This window comes from Caballeronia sp. AZ7_KS35, assembly GCF_023631045.1.
Classification (GTDB): Bacteria; Pseudomonadota; Gammaproteobacteria; order Burkholderiales; family Burkholderiaceae; genus Caballeronia; species Caballeronia zhejiangensis.
Genome location: NZ_JALQDV010000039.1, coordinates 112,545 through 133,062, shown reverse-complemented (window position 1 = coordinate 133,062; position 20,518 = coordinate 112,545). Strand labels below are relative to the sequence as shown.

22 protein-coding genes are annotated in these 20,518 nt (G+C 63.8%); 13 read left to right on the top strand and 9 right to left on the bottom strand.

From position 1 onward, the window contains the following. The gene (locus NCT05_RS24710; RefSeq protein WP_250503386.1) at positions 1-897 is read right to left on the bottom strand and encodes a LysR family transcriptional regulator; all 897 of its coding nucleotides are present in this window, start codon (positions 895-897) and stop codon (positions 1-3) included. Between the two features lie 98 nt (positions 898-995). Here NCT05_RS24710 and NCT05_RS24705 point away from each other — a divergent pair, with 98 nt between their 5' ends. From NCT05_RS24705 to NCT05_RS24695, 3 genes are read left to right on the top strand one after another with little or no spacing between them, the layout of a single operon-like run. After that, positions 996-2,300, top strand: a complete 1,305-nt coding sequence (locus NCT05_RS24705) for a CitMHS family transporter (RefSeq protein ID WP_250481978.1) — start codon at positions 996-998, stop codon at positions 2,298-2,300. 12 nt (positions 2,301-2,312) lie between these two features. Next, the gene (locus NCT05_RS24700) at positions 2,313-3,671 is read left to right on the top strand and encodes an acyclic terpene utilization AtuA family protein (protein WP_250436886.1); all 1,359 of its coding nucleotides are present in this window, start codon (positions 2,313-2,315) and stop codon (positions 3,669-3,671) included. Next, positions 3,658-3,984 carry an AtuA-related protein gene (locus NCT05_RS24695; protein ID WP_250436884.1) on the top strand — a complete coding sequence of 109 codons (327 nt, stop codon included), beginning with the start codon at positions 3,658-3,660 and terminating at the stop codon, positions 3,982-3,984. Before NCT05_RS24700 ends, NCT05_RS24695 begins: the two co-directional genes overlap by 14 nt. On the opposite strand, the gene NCT05_RS24690 is transcribed toward NCT05_RS24695, so the two are convergent. Continuing rightward, a complete protein-coding gene (locus tag NCT05_RS24690) occupies positions 3,977-4,249 on the bottom strand; it encodes a hypothetical protein (protein ID WP_175982636.1) in 273 nt (90 codons plus the stop codon). The two genes, NCT05_RS24695 and NCT05_RS24690, sit on opposite strands and share 8 nt — an antisense overlap. 156 nt (positions 4,250-4,405) lie before the next feature. Here NCT05_RS24690 and NCT05_RS24685 point away from each other — a divergent pair, with 156 nt between their 5' ends. From NCT05_RS24685 to NCT05_RS24655, 7 genes are all read left to right on the top strand, one after another. Then, positions 4,406-5,038, top strand: coding sequence for a TetR/AcrR family transcriptional regulator (locus NCT05_RS24685; protein WP_250503385.1), 633 nt, complete (start codon positions 4,406-4,408; stop codon positions 5,036-5,038). A gap of 112 nt (positions 5,039-5,150) precedes the next feature. After that, positions 5,151-6,488, top strand: coding sequence for a glycosyltransferase family protein (locus NCT05_RS24680; RefSeq protein WP_250503384.1), 1,338 nt, complete (start codon positions 5,151-5,153; stop codon positions 6,486-6,488). A 108-nt stretch (positions 6,489-6,596) separates the two neighbouring features. Then, positions 6,597-7,682 (top strand): alpha/beta fold hydrolase, encoded by a 1,086-nt coding sequence (locus NCT05_RS24675; RefSeq protein WP_033536494.1) that lies wholly within the window; start codon positions 6,597-6,599, stop codon positions 7,680-7,682. 221 nt (positions 7,683-7,903) lie between these two features. Further along, complete coding sequence (locus NCT05_RS24670; RefSeq protein ID WP_175982634.1) at positions 7,904-8,890, top strand: hypothetical protein; 987 nt, start codon at positions 7,904-7,906, stop codon at positions 8,888-8,890. A gap of 222 nt (positions 8,891-9,112) precedes the next feature. Further along, positions 9,113-9,871: a flagellar brake protein gene (locus tag NCT05_RS24665; RefSeq protein ID WP_250441250.1), complete on the top strand. Its 759-nt coding sequence runs from the start codon at positions 9,113-9,115 to the stop codon at positions 9,869-9,871. A gap of 64 nt (positions 9,872-9,935) precedes the next feature. Further along, positions 9,936-10,277, top strand: a complete 342-nt coding sequence (locus NCT05_RS24660; protein WP_008349022.1) for a hypothetical protein — start codon at positions 9,936-9,938, stop codon at positions 10,275-10,277. Between the two features lie 89 nt (positions 10,278-10,366). Continuing rightward, positions 10,367-11,032 (top strand): MarC family protein, encoded by a 666-nt coding sequence (locus tag NCT05_RS24655; RefSeq protein ID WP_008349021.1) that lies wholly within the window; start codon positions 10,367-10,369, stop codon positions 11,030-11,032. A 211-nt stretch (positions 11,033-11,243) separates the two neighbouring features. Here NCT05_RS24655 and NCT05_RS24650 read toward each other — a convergent pair whose 3' ends face one another. Together NCT05_RS24650 and nudC are read right to left on the bottom strand one after the other, a co-directional pair. Then, positions 11,244-11,831, bottom strand: coding sequence for a histidine phosphatase family protein (locus NCT05_RS24650; RefSeq protein ID WP_033536518.1), 588 nt, complete (start codon positions 11,829-11,831; stop codon positions 11,244-11,246). A 100-nt stretch (positions 11,832-11,931) separates the two neighbouring features. Next, positions 11,932-12,849 (bottom strand): NAD(+) diphosphatase, encoded by a 918-nt coding sequence (nudC, locus tag NCT05_RS24645; protein ID WP_250503383.1) that lies wholly within the window; start codon positions 12,847-12,849, stop codon positions 11,932-11,934. Between the two features lie 120 nt (positions 12,850-12,969). Between nudC and NCT05_RS24640 the strand changes: the two genes are divergently transcribed. Genes NCT05_RS24640 through NCT05_RS24630 form a run of 3 tightly spaced genes read left to right on the top strand, consistent with a single transcriptional unit; the run spans position 12,970 to position 14,822 of the window. Then, on the top strand, positions 12,970-13,674 hold the full coding sequence (locus tag NCT05_RS24640) for a glutathione S-transferase family protein (RefSeq protein WP_175982630.1): 705 nt from the start codon (positions 12,970-12,972) through the stop codon (positions 13,672-13,674). A gap of 34 nt (positions 13,675-13,708) precedes the next feature. After that, entirely contained in the window at positions 13,709-14,071 is a 363-nt protein-coding gene (locus tag NCT05_RS24635) for a cupin domain-containing protein (protein ID WP_008349017.1), read from the top strand. Positions 14,072-14,075: 4 nt separating this feature from the next. Then, a complete protein-coding gene (locus NCT05_RS24630) occupies positions 14,076-14,822 on the top strand; it encodes an SDR family NAD(P)-dependent oxidoreductase (RefSeq protein WP_250503382.1) in 747 nt (248 codons plus the stop codon). Here NCT05_RS24630 and NCT05_RS24625 read toward each other — a convergent pair. The 5 genes from NCT05_RS24625 to tauA form a co-directional block, all read right to left on the bottom strand. Then, positions 14,809-15,795, bottom strand: coding sequence for a transglutaminase family protein (locus NCT05_RS24625; RefSeq protein WP_008349015.1), 987 nt, complete (start codon positions 15,793-15,795; stop codon positions 14,809-14,811). The two genes, NCT05_RS24630 and NCT05_RS24625, sit on opposite strands and share 14 nt — an antisense overlap. Before the next feature lie 73 nt (positions 15,796-15,868). Next, on the bottom strand, positions 15,869-17,557 hold the full coding sequence (locus tag NCT05_RS24620; protein ID WP_250503381.1) for an ATPase: 1,689 nt from the start codon (positions 17,555-17,557) through the stop codon (positions 15,869-15,871). Between the two features lie 266 nt (positions 17,558-17,823). Next, the gene (locus tag NCT05_RS24615; protein ID WP_175982627.1) at positions 17,824-18,699 is read right to left on the bottom strand and encodes an ABC transporter permease subunit; all 876 of its coding nucleotides are present in this window, start codon (positions 18,697-18,699) and stop codon (positions 17,824-17,826) included. After that, entirely contained in the window at positions 18,696-19,475 is a 780-nt protein-coding gene (locus NCT05_RS24610; RefSeq protein ID WP_250503380.1) for a taurine ABC transporter ATP-binding protein, read from the bottom strand. Before NCT05_RS24610 ends, NCT05_RS24615 begins: the two co-directional genes overlap by 4 nt. After that, positions 19,472-20,437: a taurine ABC transporter substrate-binding protein gene (gene tauA / locus NCT05_RS24605; protein WP_372492545.1), complete on the bottom strand. Its 966-nt coding sequence runs from the start codon at positions 20,435-20,437 to the stop codon at positions 19,472-19,474. The genes NCT05_RS24610 and tauA overlap by 4 nt, the downstream gene beginning before the upstream one ends. Positions 20,438-20,518: the final 81 nt, after the last annotated feature.

Below are 20,518 nucleotides of genomic sequence, written 5' to 3'. Positions count from 1 at the left end.
TCAGCGGGGCGATGTCATCGCCTCGCGCATGCTTTCGACGAAGCGTTCCGTCACTGCCGGCAGCGTCCTGCCGCGCTTCTTCACGATGGCGATCGGCCGCACGAACGCCGGATGGTCGATCGGTTTCGCGACGAGCCCCGGTTCCGCGCGCACCTCGCGCGCGGTTTCCGGCAGGATCGTCACGCCGAGGCCGCCGCGCACCATCGCGACGGCGGTCATCATGTAAGTCGGCTCGCACGCTATCTCGAGCGTTTCGCGCGTCTCGCTGAGCGCGGCGTCGACGACCGCGCGCACGCTCGTGCCTGGCGCGGTGAGCACGAGCGGCGAATGCGCGAGCTCGTCGAGCGCGATGCGGCGTTTCTTCGCGAGCGCATGCGCCTTCGGACACACCGCGACGAGCCGGTCCACGCCCGCATGCAGCACTTCAAGCAACGGATCGGCCACATCGCCGCCGGTCAGCCCGATATCGGCTTCCTCGCTGCGCACGAGCGCATTCACGGTGCTCGCCACGACGTCGCGAATCTGAAATGCGACGCGCGGCACCTCGCGCTTCATGCCGATGATCAACTCAGGCAACACGCTCGCCGCGAACGTCGGCAGGCACGCGATGCGGATCGTGCCGCTTTCGCCGATGCCCATCGCGCGGGCATCGCGCAGCACGTTCTCCATGTCGCGCAACGACTTGCGCAGGAGCGGCAGCAGTTCGCGTCCGGTCGGCGTCAGCGCGACGTTGCGGCTGTTGCGGTCGAAAAGCCGCGCGCCGACGGCTTCCTCCAAGCGGCGTATCTGCACGGTCAGCGCGGGTTGCGACAAATGCAGGCGTTCGGCGGCGCGCGTGAAACTGCCCGCCTCGGCCACGGCGACGAGCGCGCGGATATCGCGAAGATTCAGATCCATTATGGTCCGTGATAGCTGCGATCAAATCGTTTCAATTGTGTAATTGCCGCTCCGAACTTACTCTAGACCGCATCAAAAGACAATTCGGAGACACGTTCATGCTGCCGATGCTCGGCCTCGCCACCATCGTCGTCCTGCTCGGGGCGATCCTTTCCAAACGGATGTCGCCGCTCGTCGCGCTCATCATCGTGCCGATCGTGGCGTCGCTGATCGGCGGCTTCGGGCTTTCGACGAGCAGGTTCGTCATCGACGGATTGAAGAGCCTCGCGCCGGTCGTCGGTATGTTCGTGTTCGCGATCCTTTACTTCGGCACGATCACGGACGCGGGCACGCTCGATCCGATCATCGATCGCATCCTGCGCGCGGTCGGCACGAAACCGACGCGCATCGTGATGGGCACGACGCTGCTCGCGCTGCTGATTCATCTGGACGGCTCGGGCGCCGTCTGCTTTCTCGTCACGATTCCCGCGATGCTGCCGCTCTACGATCGCCTGAACATGGACAAGCGCGTGCTCGCCGCGGCCGTTTCGATGGCGGCGGGCATCAACTTTCTGCCGTGGACCGGGCCGATGATCCGCGCATCGGCGTCGCTGCATCTGCCGATTTCATCGCTGTTCAATCCGCTGATTCCGGTGCAGGCCGTCGGGCTCGTGTTCGTGTTCGGCATGGCGTGGTGGCTCGGCCGCCGCGAGGAAAAGCGTCTCGGCTATTCGAGCGCGAACGGCGCGATTCCGCTTCCGAAGCGCGAACTGACGCCCGAAGAACAGTCGCTGCGCCGCCCGAAGAATTTCTGGTTCAACATCGTGCTGACGGTCGTCGTGCTCGGCACGATGGTCGCGATGGGCGAAAAGATTCCGCCCGCCATCATGTTCATGGTCGGGCTGTGCATTGCGCTGATCGTGAATTACCCGAACGTCGACATGCAGCGAAAGCGCATCGACGCGCACGCTCGCGCCGCGTTGATGATGGCCGGCATTCTGCTCGCGGCGGGCGTGTTCACCGGCATCATGCAAGGCAGCGGCATGTTGAAGGCGATGGCGCAGGCGGCGGTCGGTTTCGTGCCGCCCGCTTTTGCCGGCCACATTCCGGTCGTGCTCGGCCTGCTGTCGATGCCGCTCTCGATGCTTTTCGATCCCGATTCGTTCTATTTCGGCGTGTTGCCGGTGATCGCCGAAGTGGCGTCGCAACTCGGCGTGCCGGCGGTGCATGTCGGCCAGGCGGCGCTCCTCGGGCAGATGACGACCGGCTTTCCCGTGAGCCCGCTCACGCCCGCGACGTTTCTCGTCGTCGGCTTGTGCGGCATCGATCTCGCGGATCATCAGAAGTTCACGTTCCCGCTGCTGTTCGGCGCGTCGGTCGTCATGACGATCGCGTGCGTCGTGCTGGGCGTGTTCCCGCTGTAAAGGAAAAGCACCATGAAAGACATCATCAGAATCGGCGCGGGCGCGGGTTATTCGGGCGATCGCATCGAGCCTGCCGTCGAACTCGCGGAGCACGGCGCGCTCGACTATCTCGTGTTCGAATGCCTTGCCGAACGCACGATCGCGATCGCGCAGCAGTCGCGCCGCAACGATCCCGAACTCGGTTACGACCCGTTGCTCGAAACGCGCATGCGCGCCGTGCTGCCCGTCGCGGCGAAAAATGGCGTGCGGATCATCTCGAACATGGGCGCGGCGAATCCGCGTGCGGCGGCGAAGAAGACCGCGAGGATCGCGCGCGAGCTCGGCCTTGACGGATTGAAAATCGCAGCCGTCACCGGCGACGACGTGCTCGATGTCGTTTTGCGTTCGCGTCTGCGCTTCGAGGAATCCGGCGACGATGTGAGCGCGTACGCGGACCGCATCGTGTCGGCGAATGCGTATCTCGGCGCGGCGCCGATCGTCGCTGCGCTCGCGGCGGGCGCGGACATCGTGCTGACCGGCCGCGTGGCGGATCCGTCGCTATTCACCGCGCCGCTCATCCACGAATTCGGCTGGAAGATGGACGACTGGACGACGCTCGGACAGGCGACCGTCGTCGGTCATTTGCTCGAATGCGCGGGTCAGGTGACGGGCGGCTATTTTGCCGATCCCGGTTACAAGGACGTGAACGATCTCGCGCGTCTCGGCTTCCCGATCGGCGAAGTGAGCGCGGATGGTTCTGTCATCGTGACGAAGGTGCCGCACGCAGGCGGCTGCGTGACCGAAGCGACGTGCAAGGAACAACTGCTCTATGAGATTCACGATCCGGCGCGTTATTTTCAGCCGGACGTCGTCGCGGATTTCACGCAAGTTCGCGTCGCGCAGGAAGCGCGCGACCGCGTGCGCGTGACCGGCGGACGCGGCCACGCGCGCACGGATACGCTGAAGACATCGGTCGCCTATGTCGATGGCTATATCGGCGAAGGTCAGATTTCCTACGGCGGTCCGGGCGCGGTCGCACGCGCGCGGCTCGCGCTCGATATCGCGCGCGAACGGCTGTCGATCATGTGCATCGATACGAGCGAACTGCGCTTCGACCTCATCGGCGTCAATTCGCTTTACGGCGACGCGCTCGCATCGAACGCCGAAGAGCCGTATGAAGTGCGCGTGCGCGTCGCGGGACGCACGTCGAGCGCGAAGGAGGCGGCGCGCATCGGCAACGAGATCGAAACGCTCTATACCAACGGCCCGGCGGGCGGCGGCGGCGTGACGAAGGCGACGCGGGAAGTCATCGCGGTGCAGTCCGTGCTGCTCGCGCGCGAACACGTGAAGCCCCTTTTCGAATTCGTGGAGGCAAGCGATGAAACTGCGTGAACTGGCGCACGGCCGCACCGGCGACAAAGGCAACACGTCGAACGTGTCGGTGATCTGCTTCGACGCGAAGCACTACGCGCATCTGCGCGCGCAACTGACGCCCGAGCGCGTGAAAGCGCATCTCGCCGATGTCGTGAAGGGCGATGTCGTGCGTTACGAACTGCCGCTCTTGCACGCGTTCAATTTCGTTTTGCGCGATGCGCTCGGCGGCGGCGTCACGCGTTCGCTCGCGCTCGACGCGCACGGCAAGTCGATGAGCTCGGCTTTGCTCGATATCGAAATCGATGCGGTTTCCAGCCCAACGCCTATCTGACTGACGCCGTGTCGATCTTGCGCGCGGAATCCGCGGGCAACACCGACGTCAACACGTTCGCCGGCACATGCTGCGCCTCTTCCTGCGAGACCGCGCCGACGAACTTCCAGCCCGACGGCATTTTCACGAACGTGAAGCCGGTGGGTTGATCGACGAACACCGAATACGGCGCAGGCGATGCAGCCGTTTCCGTGGCTTGCGCAAACGACACCAGCGGGCTTGCCAGCAGCAAAGCGGCTGCGAGCGCGGACAAAGTCGATTTCATGGCGACACTCCTGAGATGGTTCCGATGTTTATGTGACGATCGATACAGATATTTAAGCATCGGCGCGCGACAGCGTCCAGTTATTTTGTTACGATCGACACATAATTCAGAATTTCGATGGACGCACTAATCGCCGGCATCGAAAAGGAGTGAGACATGTCGTCGGAAATGCACGAGACGCAGCACAGGGCGCGCGGCCGGCCGCGCGCATTCGACCGCGAAGCGGCGTTGCGAAACGCGATGGAACTGTTCTGGGCGAAAGGCTACGACACCTGTTCGATGGCCGATCTCGTCGAAGCAATGGGCATCAATTCGCCGAGCCTCTATGCCGCGTTCGGCAGCAAGGAAGATCTGTATCGGGAGGCGGTCGAGCTGTACACGGAAGCCGAAGGCGGCGCGGCGCTCAGGCAGTTGCAGGCGCACGAATCCGTGCGCGACGGCCTGCGCGCGATGTTCCGCGCGAGCGTCGAATTGTTCACCGGCAGGAAGACTCCGCGTGGCTGCATGATCTTTCTGGGCGCGATGTCCGTCGGCGGCGAGCACGCGCAATTGCGCGCCGAGATGCAGAAGCGCCGGCGCAAGGTCGCGTCGATCGTCGCGGCGCGGCTCGCGCAGGGCGTCGAAAATGGCGAGCTCGACACGCGCACCGATGTTCAGGCGCTCGCCGCGCTGTGCATGACATTGTTCGCGGGTCTGTCGATTCAGGCGCAGGACGGCGTGCGGCGTGCGGCGCTTTTCGCGGCGGTCGATCAGTTCATCGCGACGCTGCCGCTGCGCGCGAAGCGCTGAGCGAAACGTTCGCAGCCGTCACAATCGACGACGAAACAAAGTGTCCTTGCGCTTGCCCGCGCGCCGATGACGGGACCAAAATCCCCGACACGCGGCATTTTGGAGCATCGCCATGACGACTCACGTCATCAGTTTTTTTGCCGACGACACCGCGCGCGCGTCGTTCGAAAATCATCGCCGCTATTGCGCGCGTCTTGCTTATCCGCACGAGTATGTCGATACGGCCGCGATCGGCTGGGCACATCTGCGGATGCTGTTGAAGTATCAGGTGTTGTTGCGCAAGCTGCGCGCGTGTGCCGAGGGCGATCTCGTGTTGCTGATCACGCAGGATTGCCTGCTGTTACGCGACATTCCGTGCGAGACGCTCATGCGCGGGGAAAACCGCGATTGGATCGTCTCGTATCGTGACGATGACCCCGGCGACGTCATGGCGGCGTTTCAGCTTTGGCGCAACACGGCGGCCGCGCGCGAGCGGGTTCAACGCATCTGCGAGGGCGCCAGGTTCGGCAGGGCGCTCGCGAGCGAAGCGCAGCTGCTGAGTGCGCTAGGACCTCGGCCGTTCACTGAGGCGATCGAAGGCCATCATCCCGTTGTGCTCGCGGCGCTGAACGTGTCGCCGATATGGGCGGAATGGCCCGCGTTCTCTCTTGCGCTCGCCGATATGCCCGATGCGCCGAAGAATCAGCCGGTCTTCGCCGACTTGCGCGATCTGTTCGCGGAGCACATCAACGAGTGTCAGGCGCGCGGCCTGCCGTATCTCGCCTTGCCGCAGCCGGAAGCCGATGAAACACGCTACGAAGCGTCGAACCGAAGCGCGTCCATCGCGCTCGCGATGCTTCATACGCCGAATATCCGCGAATACGGCGCGATCGCCGAGCGCAACGTGCGCCGCTATTGCGAGCGTCACGGCTACGCGCTGCATCTCTATCGCGACGTGCCGGCCGAAGCGGGCGCGGGCGCGAGCGGCAACTGGATCAAGCCCTGGGTGTTGCTGCGCCATTTGCCGGAACACGAATGGGTCTTCTGGATCGATGCCGACGTGCTCGTCGCCGATCAGAGCCGGCGGCTCGAACCGCTATGCGAGAAGCGGGATCGCGTGCTCGCGACGGACGTAAGCTGGCAGTTCAACTCGGGCATCATGGGTTTTCGCAACACGCCGCAAAACCTCGACGTGCTGACGGAAATCGAGCAGAGCATCGGCGCGATCGCGGATAAATCGTCGACCTATGCGAGCGGCGGCGACCAGGACGTGTTCATCAAGGTGCTCGCACGGCATGGCCTTGCCGACTCGTGCCATCTGCTCGATTGCGCGACCATCAACACGCCGTATCAGCTTCAGTCGCGCGACAGCTTCATGGTGCATTACATGCATATGTGGCCGTCGCTGCGCGCGCTCATCATGCATCACGGCGACCTGACGAGCCAGATGCGCGGCGCGCGCCGTCCCTGACTGTCTATTCCTTGACTTTCCAAAGCTTTACGCGCAAGCATGAGCGATCGCGCGAGCCGCCGCGCGTGCATCGATTTTTTAGGTAGTCCCTACTTACACATCGTTCCGATGATGCCGCGCCCGTCCACGCCTCGGCAGCATATCCGCCTTTGCACGGCGAGCGACGGCGTGCGCATCGCGTACGCGACGTGCGGCTCCGGCCCGCCGCTCATCAAGGCGGCGAACTGGCTCAGTCATCTGGAGCTCGATTTCACGAGCCCGGTCTGGAACCATCTGATGCTCGAACTGTGCGGCCGTCACACGCTGATTCGCTACGATCAGCGCGGCTGCGGTCTCTCCGATCGCGACGTCGGCGAAATTTCCTTCGACGCCTGGCTGCGCGATCTCGAAACCGTCGCCGATGCGAGCGGCCTCGAACGCTTTCCGCTGCTGGGAATTTCGCAGGGCGCGTCGATTGCCATCGCGTATGCGGTCGCGCATCCGGAGCGGGTCACGCATCTCGTGCTGCATGGCGGCTACGCGCGCGGCCGTTTGAAACGCTCGTGCGATCCGGCGTTGCACGAGGAAGCCGAAATGCTCGTGAAGCTCGCCGAACTCGGTTGGGGCAAGCAGAATCCGGCGTTTCGCCAGTTCTTCACGACGCAGTTCATTCCCGGCGGCACGCCGGAGCAGCATCACTGGTTCAACGAACTCGAACGTCTGACGACCACGCCGCGCAACGCCGCGCGCATCATGCGCGTGTTCAACGAGATCGACGTGGTGGCGCTGCTGCCGCGCGTGCAATGTCCGACGCTCGTGCTGCACGCGAGCGGCGATGCGCGCGTGCCGTTCGACGAAAGCCGCCTGCTCGCCGGGCAGATTGCCGGCGCGCGCTTCGTGCCGCTCGATAGCGAAAATCACATCACGCTCGAATCCGAGCCTGCGTGGCAACGCTGGCGCGAGGAAGTGCGGGGGTTTCTGCCGTCATCGAACGTGAGCGATCCGGCGTTCTCCGCGCTGACGCCGCGTGAGCGCGATATCGTCGAATTGCTCGCGGGCGGGCGCGACAACGCGCAGATCGCCGCGCGACTCGCGTTGAGCGAGAAGACCGTGCGCAATCACATCACCAGCATTTTCGCGAAGCTCGAAGTCGAAAACCGCGCGCAGGCCATCGTGCTCGCGCGCCGCGCGGGCTTCGACGCGCCCGCCGCCTGAGCGCTTCGGGACCTGCGTCCCCCTTCATTGCCGCCAAATGCCGTGTCCCGGTGCCCAGCCGGGACATGCGCCTCATGTGCGAGAGCGGGCCGTTGCAGAGAATGATTCGCAGAACGGTGACGCGGCGCACGACCCTACGCAGACCTGTTCGACGCAGCGCGCGGATTGCAGGGCGCGCATTCATCAGAGTCATCGACGCAGAGTCGTTCCGGAGTTCGCACATGGAAGCCGTTCAGCACGAGTCTCAATCCAGGAAAATCACCCCGCAGCAACGTTATGCGAAGTGCATCGAAGTGTCCCGCCGCATCCGCTGGGATATCGATCGCGACGTATTGCGCGGCCGTCATTTCGATCCCGCGCACAAGTTCATGCCCGACGGACTATCCGAAGTGCATCGTCTGCCGTTCCTCGACGCGCGCGAGCGCCGTCTGATGTCGCAGGTTCAGGGCCGCACGTACGCCAACATGTTCGGCATGATCGAGCGTTTCGTCGGCGCGAAGATGCTCGAGGTCGGCCGCGATCATGCGCTCGGCGATCAGACCGCGCTCGAAGCGATCGTGCGGTTCACCGACGAAGAGCTGAAGCATCAGGAATTGTTTCGCCGCGTGGAAGCGCTCGCCGCGCAAACGCTGCCGCCGGGCTATCGCTTCATCGCGCAGGCCGACGAGGTTGCCGCGTTCGTGCTCGGCAAATCGACGTGGTCGATTCTCGCGCTGACGTGTTGCGTCGAAATCGTCACGCAGGTGCATTACCGGCAGAGCATGGAAAGCGACGCGAGCTTGTCGCCGCTATTCAAGGACATCTTCCTGTTCCACTGGAAGGAGGAGTCGCAGCACGCGATCATCGACGAACTCGAGTGGATGCGCGAAGACGCGCGGCTCGACGACGACGCGCGCGATGCCGCGATCGGCGATCTGATCGAGCTAGTCGCGGCCATCGACGGGATGATGCAGGCGCAAGCCGCCGCCGACGCGCATTACTTCGTATCGCAACTCGACCGCGCGCTTTCCGCCGACGAAGAGGCGCGCGTGCATGCGGGACTGGTCGATGCGTATCGGTGGCAGTACATCATCTCGGGCGTGGACGAACCGCGCTTCGGCGAAATCCTGATGAGCCTCATCAGCGAGGCGCAGGGCGAACGCATGGGCGCTGCGCTCGCGCCGATCCGACGCCGCGCGCTCGCAAGCGAACTCGATACGCTCGCGTGACGCGTGTCGCATGAAGCGCGAGAAGGCCGGGTGTTCGCGCCCGGCCTTCTCTTTTTTAGAAAGTTATCCGTAAGACAAATGGTTTGCTGCTCTGCAAAACGCTGAATTGCCGTGAAAATCTAGTCGTTACCGATGTACTGAAGCCGTTTTTTTTCGGGCAACATAAGGCAAAGCAGGTAGTCGTCGCTCGCTGTCCCAAACTGATAACTAGATTGGACCATCATGCTCGCCGAGCCGTTGCCGCAAACGACAGACATCGAAAAATTCGCGGAAGATCATGAGCGCTTCGCGCGACACACGCCATCCGAAATATCGATCGTTCTGCGAACGCTCGTGCAGCGGGGCGACATGCTCACCGTGACGAGCGGGCGCGGACAGATCGTTACGCAACTGCTGAAAACCGACGCGCGCGAAGCGTGCATCGTGTTCGACTGGGGCGGCGTCGAGGCGGACAATCGTGTGCTGCTCGAAGCGCGGCAGTTGTATTTCAAGGGTGCGCCGGACGGCGTGCGCGTCGAATTCACGACGCTCGCCGCGCGCGCCGTGACCCACGAAGGACGTCAGGCGTTCGAAGTGCCGTTCCCCGAGAAGCTCTATCAGTTCCAGCGTCGCGAATACTTCCGCGTGCCGACGCCGGTTCTCGAACCCTTCTACGCGAAAGGTGCATTCGCCGACGGCGAAGCGTTCCGCCACGAAGTGCACGACCTGTCGCTCGGTGGCATCGCGCTGCGCATGGACACGCCGCGTCTCGCGGAAACGGAGCGCGGCACCGTGTTCCGCGATGTCGTGCTTCATCTCGGTCCGGGCGCGGCCTTGCCCGTCGATCTCGAACTCGTGTCGCCGCGCTCCGTGACGACGCCGCGCGGCGATGTGCGTTACGTCGTCGGCTTTCGCTTCGTGCGGCTTTCGGCCGCCGCGGAGAACGTGCTGCAGCGGCTCATCACGCGCATGGAAGCGAAACGCCGCAGCCTGTCGGCCTGAAGGCGCGGAAAGGGCGCGCAACGCGTGGAGTAAAATGCGTGCCTCTTTCCACTCACGACGACGCATGTTGCGCAAGGCCTGGCGCGGAGAAGAACGCTTCTGGAAAGTCTGGTGGCTGTTGGGCGTGCCGATCCACCTCGCGTGGTGGTTCGTCTATCTCGACCTCTGGACGAGCGGCGTCACTCCCGAAACATTTCTGCTGATCACCGTCTGGTTCTGGCCCGGCATGCTCGGCGTATTCGCCGTGTGCTCGGCGCTGTATCTGCTGTGGTGCACGCTCGCGTGGCGCTGCGCGGGCAATGTCGATCGGCGCGTATGGACGATCGTCGCGCGCGTGCTGATCGGCGTCGGGATCGGCTCGTTTCTCACCGAATGCACGCTGATTCTCACCGCACCGTTCGTCTGATCGGACCGTCATTGCGCGCACGCGCGCCGGCTTAGCGTGCACAATGTCCGGGCTTGCAGCACGCCAACGAACGACGGACAACGACGCGCATGCTCAACGAATTCGCCAAGACGGTCCTTGTGATCGTCGCCGGATTGTTCCCGATCATCAATCCTCCCGCGACGGCGCTCGTCGTGCTGAGCATGCTGCCGCATATCGGCGACGCCGATCGCGCCGAGCTCGCGCGGCGCATCTGCATCAACAGTTTCGTGATCTTGCTCGCGTCGCTTTTGATCGGCGCTTATGTGCTGACGTTTTTCGGGATCTCGATTCCGGTGTTGCGCGTGGCGGGCGGTTTCGTCGTCGCGATGGCGGGCTGGAGCCTGCTTCAGACGCCCGATGACGACGACGGCGCCGAACCCGCGCCCACGCCGCGCGGCGGCGCGTCGCTGCGTGCGAAGGCGTTCTATCCGCTGACGCTGCCGATCACCGTCGGGCCGGGTGCGATCGCGGTCGCCATCGCGCTCGGCACGGGCTCGCCGCGTCATGGGCTGCAGCCGGTGCATCTCGCCGGCGTGGGCGTCGGGCTTGTCGTTCTGTGCGCGAGCATCTATGTGTGCGTGCGATTCGCGGGGCATTTGGAGCGCCTGCTTGGCGCCGTCGGAACGCAGATTGCCATGCGCCTTTTCGCGTTCATCATCTTTTGTATCGGCGTGCAAATTCTCTGGCTCGGTTTGTCGGAACTGATCGCATCGGTTCAGCTCAACGTCAAGTAGAGCGGGAGACGGGGTTTTGATGGCGGATCGCAGGAACTTCGCAGGCACCGTTGGTATGGGCTTTTTGCTGATGATGGTTTTTATGGTTCTTCGCCGGATCCCGTGTTGGTGTCGGTCTATTGGCGTTGCCCCTGTCCTAATGCACCGACACGAAAACGGGATCCGGCGAAAGAAAAGGCCGACACGATCACGGGACCTATCGCAAAAAACATCAAAAAGGCAAGAGATTCCACTTAACAATGGCGCGGACGTCGCGCTCAAATCCGAGCACACTCATCGCGGCGGTATCCATCGCGAGATGCGCCCCAAGAGCCGGCGATCCCGTCGCCCACTGCGCCCCGAACACACGCGAAAAATGCGCGTGCGAAAAAAGTGCGATGTTCATCGCATTCGTCGCGAGCAGCTTGTCGATGAGCGCCTGCGCGCGCCTGCCGACATCCGCGAGATTTTCGCCCTCCGGAATCGGCGATGACCACACCGACCAGTCCGGCGCCTCTTCACGGATTTCCGGCGTGGTGCGGCCTTCGTAGATGCCGTAATTCCACTCGTGAAGCTCGGACTCCACCGTCGCGCGATCGCCCAGACCCGCGAGCCGGCAGGTTTCGATCGCGCGGCCCATCGGGCTCGTCAAAACTAAGTCGAAAGACTGCGACGCGAGCACCGGCGCGAGCGCCCGCGCCTGTCTGCGTCCTTCGTCGGTGAGCGGAATGTCGGTCGTGCCGGTGTGCTGGCCCGACTTGCTCCACTCGGTCTCACCATGCCGGATCAGCCAGATATGCATGCCGCCTTTCATGTTCATGTCGTTCACCCGATGTCTGATGAATGCTCTCGCCGCGCCCCGCGCAACACAGGTTCGGATTCTGCACCGATCGCCGGAGCCGCGCCGCGAAGCTGCCCACTCAGTCCACCTCGCGCGTCGCGAACGCCTTCAGCAGATGATGCGCGATCGCGAAGGGCTTCGGCGCGGAAAGTCCCTGTTCGTGCGTGCCGTCGAGCATCGCGCGGATCTCCTCGCGCGTGAACCAGCGCGCATCTTCGAGCTCGTTCCTGTCGATGGTGATATCGGTCGTGACGGCGCGCGCGAAGCATCCGATCATCAACGATGAAGGAAACGGCCACGGCTGCGACGCGAAATAGCGCACGTCCGTGCAGCGGATGCCCGCTTCCTCCAGCACTTCGCGATACACCGCGTGCTCGAAAGTCTCGCCCGGCTCGACGAAGCCCGCAAGCGACGAATACATCCCCGGCAGAAATTGCGGCTGACGCCCGAGCAGGCAGCGTTCGCCCTCCGTGACGAGCATGATGACCACGGGGTCGACACGCGGAAAATGCTGCGCCTTGCAGTTCGGACAGATGCGCCGCCAGCCCGCGCCCGCCGAATCGGTCGGATGGCCGCAGTTCGCGCAGAAGCGATGCCGGCGATGCCAGTCGAGCATCGATCGCGCTTCGCCGAGCGCGCTGACGAGCGGCGGCGACACGAGACCCTGCATCGCGATGGGGCGCAGTTCGACCGCTTCGACATCGGCGAGGCTCGGCGTTTCTGCATCGAAGGAATGGGCGAACAGCGCGCGGCGGTCGGCGTCGCGGCCGAGAAGAACCGTCTGCGCGGGCGCGCCGAGCGCCGCGATTTCCTGGGCGACGAAAAGCGGATCGTGACCGTTCGCGCGCTTGAACAGCGGCACGTTGTTCACGAACAGCAGAAAGCGCGTGGCGGGATCGTCGCGCAGGCCGGCGACGTAGGTTTCATCGTCGCGCTTCTCCGATACGCGATCGAGCGGATCGAGTGTAAAACCGATGGCATGAGGCGGCGTGGGCATAGTATTTTTCGTGTGTGGCGGCGCGCGGAAGCGGCGCGACGCGTGACGGGAAGATGCAAGGCCAACCGGGAATCGTAACGAACTTGGCGCGTCCTTGCTGGAGGACGCACGGAGACGTCGATGATCACGCTCTATTCGTATCCTCAGTTGTTCGGCCTCGAAGACAACAATCCGTTCGGATTGAAGGTGTTCGCGTTCCTGAAGCTCGCGGCCCTGCCATTCGAGCATCGTCACGTGCTGGACACGAGCGCCGCGCCGCGCGGGCAGTTGCCGTATCTCGTCGACGGCGATGAAACCATCGGCGACAGCGATGCGATCATCGCGCATCTGAAGAGCAAGCACGCAATCGAACTGGACGACGCGCTGGGCGCCGCGCAGCGCGATCTCGATCTGCTGGTCCGCCGCACGCTCGACGATCTTTACTGGGTGATGTCGTACTCGCGCTGGCGCGACGACCGCTACTGGCCGCAGTTTCGCGATGCGCTCCTGACGCAGCATCCGGACATCGGCGCCGACGCGCTCGAAGGCGCGCGCAAATACAACTTCGAACGCTATCGATATCAGGGCATCGGCAGATACGAGCCGGACGCCGTGTATGCACGCGGCATCGCGAGTCTCCAGGCAATAGCGAATCTGCTCGGCGACGGTCCGTTCATGTTCGGCGACGCGCCCGCGAGCATCGATGCCGCGCTGTACGGGTTCGTCGCGAACATCTGGTTCTACGACATCGATACGCCGCTCAAACGATTCGTCGCCACGCGCGGCAAGCTCGTCGAACATTGCGGCGCGGTGCGCGAACGCATGGGCCAGGGAGCGGTGGCGTGACATTTTCGAAGCGGATCGTCGACAAGGAGACGTCATGGACTGCGCTGAGATCTACACCGACGCCGACGGGCACTCGGCATTCAGGACCATTCGCGTGTTCGAAACCGTCGCCGTGCCGTTCAACGGCATTTCGGTGACGCTATCGCCGCCGCAGCCATGCGAGAGCGTGCTGGTGCATGAGTTCGACGAAGGCTATTTTCTCGATCGTCATAATCCGCCGTCGCGCCAGTATGTCGTCGTCCTCGAAGGCGAGCTTGAAATCGCGGTGCAGGACGGGGACATCGCGCGGCGCTTCGCGGAAGGCTCGGTGTTCGTCGCAGGCGATCTGAAAGGCTCGGGGCATTCGACGCGCGCGCTTCGCTCGGGTCGCGCCCTCGTCATCAACCTGCAAGGATGAAACGATGCTGCTCGATAAAAAACTGGCGGTCGTGACCGGCGCAAGCTCGGGCATCGGGTTCGCCACCGCGCAACGGTTCGTGTCGGAGGGCGCCCGCGTCGTGATCAGCGGACGCAACCAGGAGAAGCTGCGTCAGGCCGCGCAAACGCTCGGCGAGAATGCGCTGTGCGTCGTGGCCGACGCCGCCAGTCCGGCCGACATGCAGCGTCTCTACAAAACCGCAGTCGAGCATTTTCAGCGCGAGATCGACGTTCTGGTCGCCAACGCCGGCATTTCCCGGCAGACGCCCGTGCGCGAAACCTCGCTGGAACAATTCACCGATGTCTTGAACATCAACGTCGGCGGCGTGTATGCGACGGTGCGCGAAGCGCTGCCTTCGCTCGCGCGGCCGGCATCGATCGTTCTCGTGGCATCGCTCGCGGCCAATCAGGGCACGAAAAATTTCTCCGCATATTGCGCGTCGAAGGCGGCTGTCGTTTCTCTGGCCAAAAGCTTCGCCGCCGAATTCGTCGAGCTCGGCATACGCGTCAACAGTATTTCGCCGGGCGTCGCGAACACGCCGATCTTCGACAGCTTGGGCATGTCGGAGACGCAATTGCTGGAGTGGGCGAAAGTCATCCCGATGAAGCGTCCGGCCGACCCCGCCGAGATCGCATCGGCGGTCCTTTTCCTTGCGACGGATGCATCGCAATACATGACCGGCGCCGATCTAGCCGTCGATGGCGGCATGTCGGGGATCAGTCCGTTTTGATCGCCGCCGACGCCAACGGCTCGCTCGGCGGCTCGATGCGCCGCACGCTGACGCTGACGTCCATCCCGGCGAAGTCCTCCGCGGCGCCGAACCACGATCCGGACACCGGCGCCGCCTGTTCGGGCTTGCGCGTGTACGCGACGCGGATCAGATCGGTGCCGCCGACGAGCGAGTTCGTCGGATCGTAGGGCACCCAGCCCGCGCCCGGCAAAAAGACGTGCAGCCACGCGTGCGTCGCGCCCGCGCCGACGACGAGCGGCTCGTCGCGGCTCTCGATCTGTCGCGCGCCCTGCTGCAGCCCCGTGTTGCGGACGGCCGGCGCAGCGGGCGTGTCGAGCGCCTGATCGTACAAATACCCGGACACGAAGCGCGCGGCCAGTCCGAGTCCGCGCACGACTTCCATCATCAGCAGCGCGAAATCGCGACAGGTGCCGCTGCGCCGGTTCAGTGTCTCCGACGGACGCTGCGTGCCCATCGCGTCGCGCGACTGATACTGAAAGTCGCTGCGAATGGCGGCGTTGATGTTCCCCAGAATGTCGCGCGTGTGCGTGACGCCGCGCCGGGGCAGAAACTGCGCGACCCAGTCGCGCAGCATCGGCTGATCGTCGGGATACTGCGGCGGCAGGAAAGACGCCAGATCGAGCCGGTCCTCGTCGGCGTACTGAAACGGATAATTCTCGGCTTCGGGCGCGACCGGCAACTCCAGATTCCTGATGCCGAAATGCTCGATGACGAAACGCGCGCGCAGTTCGAGCGTGTCGGCGGGCACGCGCGGCTCGACGACCGCGACCGAATTGGAAAACACGTCGTGCATCCAGTACTGCGTGCTGTGCGGAGCGGCCGCGAGCGTCGCCGACAGCACGCGGATATCGTGCGCGGCGCGCGGCCGGAACATCACGCGATGCGGCGAGAATTCCACCGGCGTGTTGTAGCGATAGGTCGTGACGTGCTCGACTTCGAGAAAGACGGACATGTGCCACCTCCGGGCCAGCGCTGCACGATCGGGTCGACCCGACAATCATGCCACTGGCGCGCCGCCTTGAACATCAACGCGTCACGAGCACGAACGGAGCGACGCCGCCATACGCCGAACCGCTGCTGAACGATCGCAGGCCGAGATCGACGTCTCTGTATTTTCCGTCCGCGCGCTGCCTCAACTGATTGACGGACCAGACGCCGTCCTGCTCCAGAAGAATGGATTTCGTTTTCGGCTCGTACTGGAGATACGCCATCGACTTCGACGAACTCAGCGCGGTCGTCTTGCTTCTGCTCGTCACGTCGTAGAGGATGACCGAGCTCGGGCTGTTGGCATTGTCATCGGCGAAGAGAATTTGCTGATTGTTGATCGCCGCGATGAACTTCGGATTCTTCTCCGGCAGATCGGTCAGCACGCGCGTGAAGCCGCTCTCCAGGTCCATCTCCGTGAGATTGCCCTGTGCATTCGGCGACGCGAATCCGACGAAATACGCTTTCTTCGCATCCGGCGTGACGGTGAACTCATCGCGCGGCGCCGCCGGCGCCGAACCGGCCGGATAGCCGCCCCTGATGAAGCCGCTCGCCGATTCGATGCGCAGCACCTCCAGCCTCGTTCCCCGCTCGTTCGCGAGCGCGAAGATGTGCTCGCTGTCATTGGCGGCCGTCGCGATCTTGATGACGCTGAATTCTTTCGGCAGCACGAGCTTTCTGACGAGCGTTCCCGAATCCGTATCGACGACGTCGATGATATTTTTGTTCCACAGATAGACCTGATTTCCGGTCAACGCGGGCTGAAAACCATAGCCGGTGAACGTCGTCAACATCGGACCGATGGGCGTGACGCGCACGACCTTGTTGCTCGCGGTGTCGATGGTGGCGAGATCGACGGACGTCGAATTTCGCTCCATCAGCACGTGCAGCCGCTTGCCGTCGGCGCTTGCGAACATCTGATCGACGCGCTGATAGTCGCCGCCCAGCGAAAGATCGATCGACGCCTTCACAGCGCGCGAAGGAAACTCGTAGGCGGTAATCCGCGCCGGCGCCTGCGCACGCGTCAGCGTGTACACCGTCTGAGTGGAAGGCGGCGGCCCATAGTATTTCTGCACCATGTCGATGTCGGTGGCGCTCAGCTTGCCGTCACCGTTCCATTCGGGATTGCAGTAATTCATGATCGAAGCGACATCCCACGCGCCGATCGTCGTGTCGCCGTTCGTGCCCTGCGCGGGCTCGTTGCAGGTCGAAGGCGTGTCGGGCCGGTTCTGCTCGTGCGCGAAGCCCAGCGCGTGACCGAATTCGTGCGCGGCGATGCGGCGTATGCAGTATTCTTCGCGTCCCTGGCAACTTCGACTCCAGTTCCTGAACGTGAAGTTGAGCGCCATTCCGCCGACCGCGTTGTTCAGCATCGCGCCGAGGCCGAAAGTATGCGGCCCGCTCTGCGCGCTGTCATCGACGCTGATTCGGATCCCGAAGTAATTGGGGTCATTCGTGCATTGCTGCCAGCCTGTGAAACGCACGCCCGAATGCTGTTCCCAGGTTTCCTGAACTGCGAGGCGGCTCCAGTTTCGTGCCGACGCGAAGCGCGCGAAATCCGCGTTGTTCATGTCCCAGCACACGCCGATGGGAACGCGACTCCAGATGACGGTCGACAACGCGTAGCCCTTGGTCGTCGATTCGGTCTGTGAAGCCGGCTGTCCTGCGATGCTTTTCGTGCTCTGGCCTGAGACATCGGAGCCGGCGTCGCCGCCGCATGCACTGATCAATACTCCTGATGAAATAGCCAGGACCATCCCTCGTATCCTTCTCATTTTGTTCTCCATGTATAGAGACCACGTCAACGCATGGCGGAAGGAAATCTGTTCTCAGCGTGTCGCGCCGCTGAAATACTTATTAGGATTGTTTCCGAGAGATTCTGCCTTTCAGCAGCAGTACGTCAATAATTAATTTTCCTTATTGCCGGATAGGGAACCCTTACTGGATCAGGAGTCCAGCCGATTCCAAGTTCGCCGCGACGCCAGGCCCTTGCGGCTCAGCGTCCTTTCCACGGCACGAGCCGCTGCTCCAGCGCGCGCATGCCGAAGTCGAAAATCCACGCGATCGCGCCGATCAGCACGATGCCCATCACCACCACGTCGGTGCGCAGAAAGCTCGACGCGTTGAGCACCATCTGACCCAGGCCGGCGGTCGCGGCGACCATTTCGGCGGCGACGAGCGTGGTCCAGCCGAAGCCCACGGCGATGCGCAGGCCCGTCAGTATTTCGGGCAGCGCGGCGGGCAGCACGACGAACCGCACGACTTGCCCGAAGTTCGCGCCGAGCGACCACGCGGCGTTCACCTGCTCGGCAGTCGCGCTCCTGACGCCGGCGCGCGCGGCCATCGCGATCGGCGCGAAGCAGGCGAGCCAGATGACGACGATCTTCGCGGTTTCATCGATACCAAAGTAGATGACGACGAGCGGTAGATACGCGAGCGGCGGCAGCGGCCGATAGAACTCGAGCGGCGGATCGAGCACGCCGCGCGCGATGCGGCTCACGCCCATCAGAATTCCGACCGGCACCGCCGTGACAACCGCGAGCGCGAACGCGCCGAACACGCGGATCGCGCTCCACAAGAGATGCTCCGAGAGCGGCAATCCGCCCTGAAGCCGTCCGTGCAACGCGTCGATGAACGCCTGCCAGACCGCCTCGGGCGAAGGCAGAAAGAGCGGCGGCAGCCAGTGGAAATGCGTGGCCGCCCACCACAATGCCGCGAGCGTCGCGACGCACAGCGCGCTGGGCAGCGCGGTCGGCCCCGCGCCCGGCATTCCGCGATAGCGCGCGCGATGCTTCGTGCGGGTGACGCGTCGCGTGGCTGGCGATGCGCTTGGGGCGTTCGGCAGCGGGACATCGTGAGCGGGCCGGTTCACGCCGCCTCCGTCTCGGTGCGATGCAGGCGGCGCGTCAGCCGCTCCCGCCATTCGATGAACGCGGGCGACGATTTGACGGCACGCGCATCGCGGCTGCGAACGTAGTTCCGTGAGAAGGGCAGTTCGTGCACCTCTTCGATGCGGCCCGGACCTGGCGTCATCAGCACGAGGCGCGTCGCCAGAAAGAGTGCCTCTTCCACGCTGTGCGTGATGAAGAACACCGTCTTTCCGGTGCGCGCCCAAACGTCGAGCACGAGTTCCTGCACGGTTTCGCGCGTGAGGGCGTCGAGCGCGCCCATCGGTTCGTCCATCAGCAATACTTCGGGATCGCTCGCGAGCGCGCGCGCAATTCCGACGCGCTGCTGCATCCCGCCCGACAGCGCGTAGACCTTCGCGTGTTCATGTTGCGCGAGGCCGACGAGCGCGAGCGTGCGACGCGCGATCTCGCGGCGCTCGTCGCGCTTCACGCCGCGAAAACGCAAGCCAAGCGCGACGTTGTCGATGACGTTCAGCCACGGCATCAGCGCATGCTTCTGGAACACGACGCCACGCTCGGCGCCGGGCCCGTCGATCGGTTCGCCATTCAGCGACGCTTCGCCTTCGGTCGGCTCCAGGAAACCCGCGAGACAATTCAGCAGCGTGGTCTTGCCGCATCCCGATGCACCCAGCGCCACGACGAACTCGCCGCTGCCGATCTGCAAGTCGACGCCTTGCAACGCGGGCGTGCTCGCGCCTTCATACGTGACGCCGAGGTTGCGGATGGAAAGCGATGTCATTTCGCGGCCTGCTGCACGAAGCGCGGATCGACGCCCGTGGAGTAATCCGCGAGCACGTTCTGAATCGTGCCCTGCTGTTTGAGGAACTGAGCGGTTGCCGCGAGCGACTTTGCCGCCCCGGATTGCGCTCCGCCGCCGAGCCAGGTCGGCGACGCCTGCTCGCCCGCGCTCGGGAAGGCGTAGAGCGCGAGACTCGCGGGCACGTCGGCGGGATTCGCGCCGGATTCCTGCGCGACGGCCTGCACCTGTTTCGACGCGGCGGTCCAGTCGGCTTTGTGATCGCGGTATTGCGCGTCGGTATCGGCGAGCACTTTGACGAAACCGTTCAGGAACGCCGAATTGTCCTGCGCGAACTTGCGCGACGCGACGAAGCCGTCGAAGGTCGCCTTGCCCGATTCCTTCGCCACTTCGCCCGACGTGATCAGCACTTTGCCGTTCTGCTTGGCTTTGGCGAGCACCGGGTCCCAGATATACGTCGCGTCGATATTGCCGCGTTCCCACGCCGCCGCGACCTCCGGCGGACGCAGATTGACGATCTTCACCGTCGACGGATCGACGCCTGCCTGTTGCAAGGCGACGAGCGCATGAAAATGCGACGTCGACACATACGGCACGCCGAGCGTCTTGCCTTTCAGATCCGCGAGCTTGCTTACGCCCGAGCCGTTGCGCGCGACGAGCGCCTCGGCGTCGTTGATGTTGTCGAGAATCCAGAACAGCGAAAGGTCGACGCCTTGCGACAAGCCCGCCGCGATCGGGCTGGAGCCGGCTTCGCCCAACTGAATGGAGCCCGATGCGAGCGCGCGAATGACATCCGCGCCGCTGCCGAGCTTGCGATACGTGACCTTGTATCCGGTGGCTTTCTCGACGGCGCCGCTCGCCTGCGCATAACGCCAGGGCACGACCATGTCCTGATAGCCGATGACCACTTCGCGCGTTTCGGCGTTTGCGTGAACGGGCGCCATAGCAGCGAGAACGATGGATGCGATGCCGGCGATCAGCGCGCGGCGATGGATCGAAGGTTTCATGGAACGGACGAAATGATG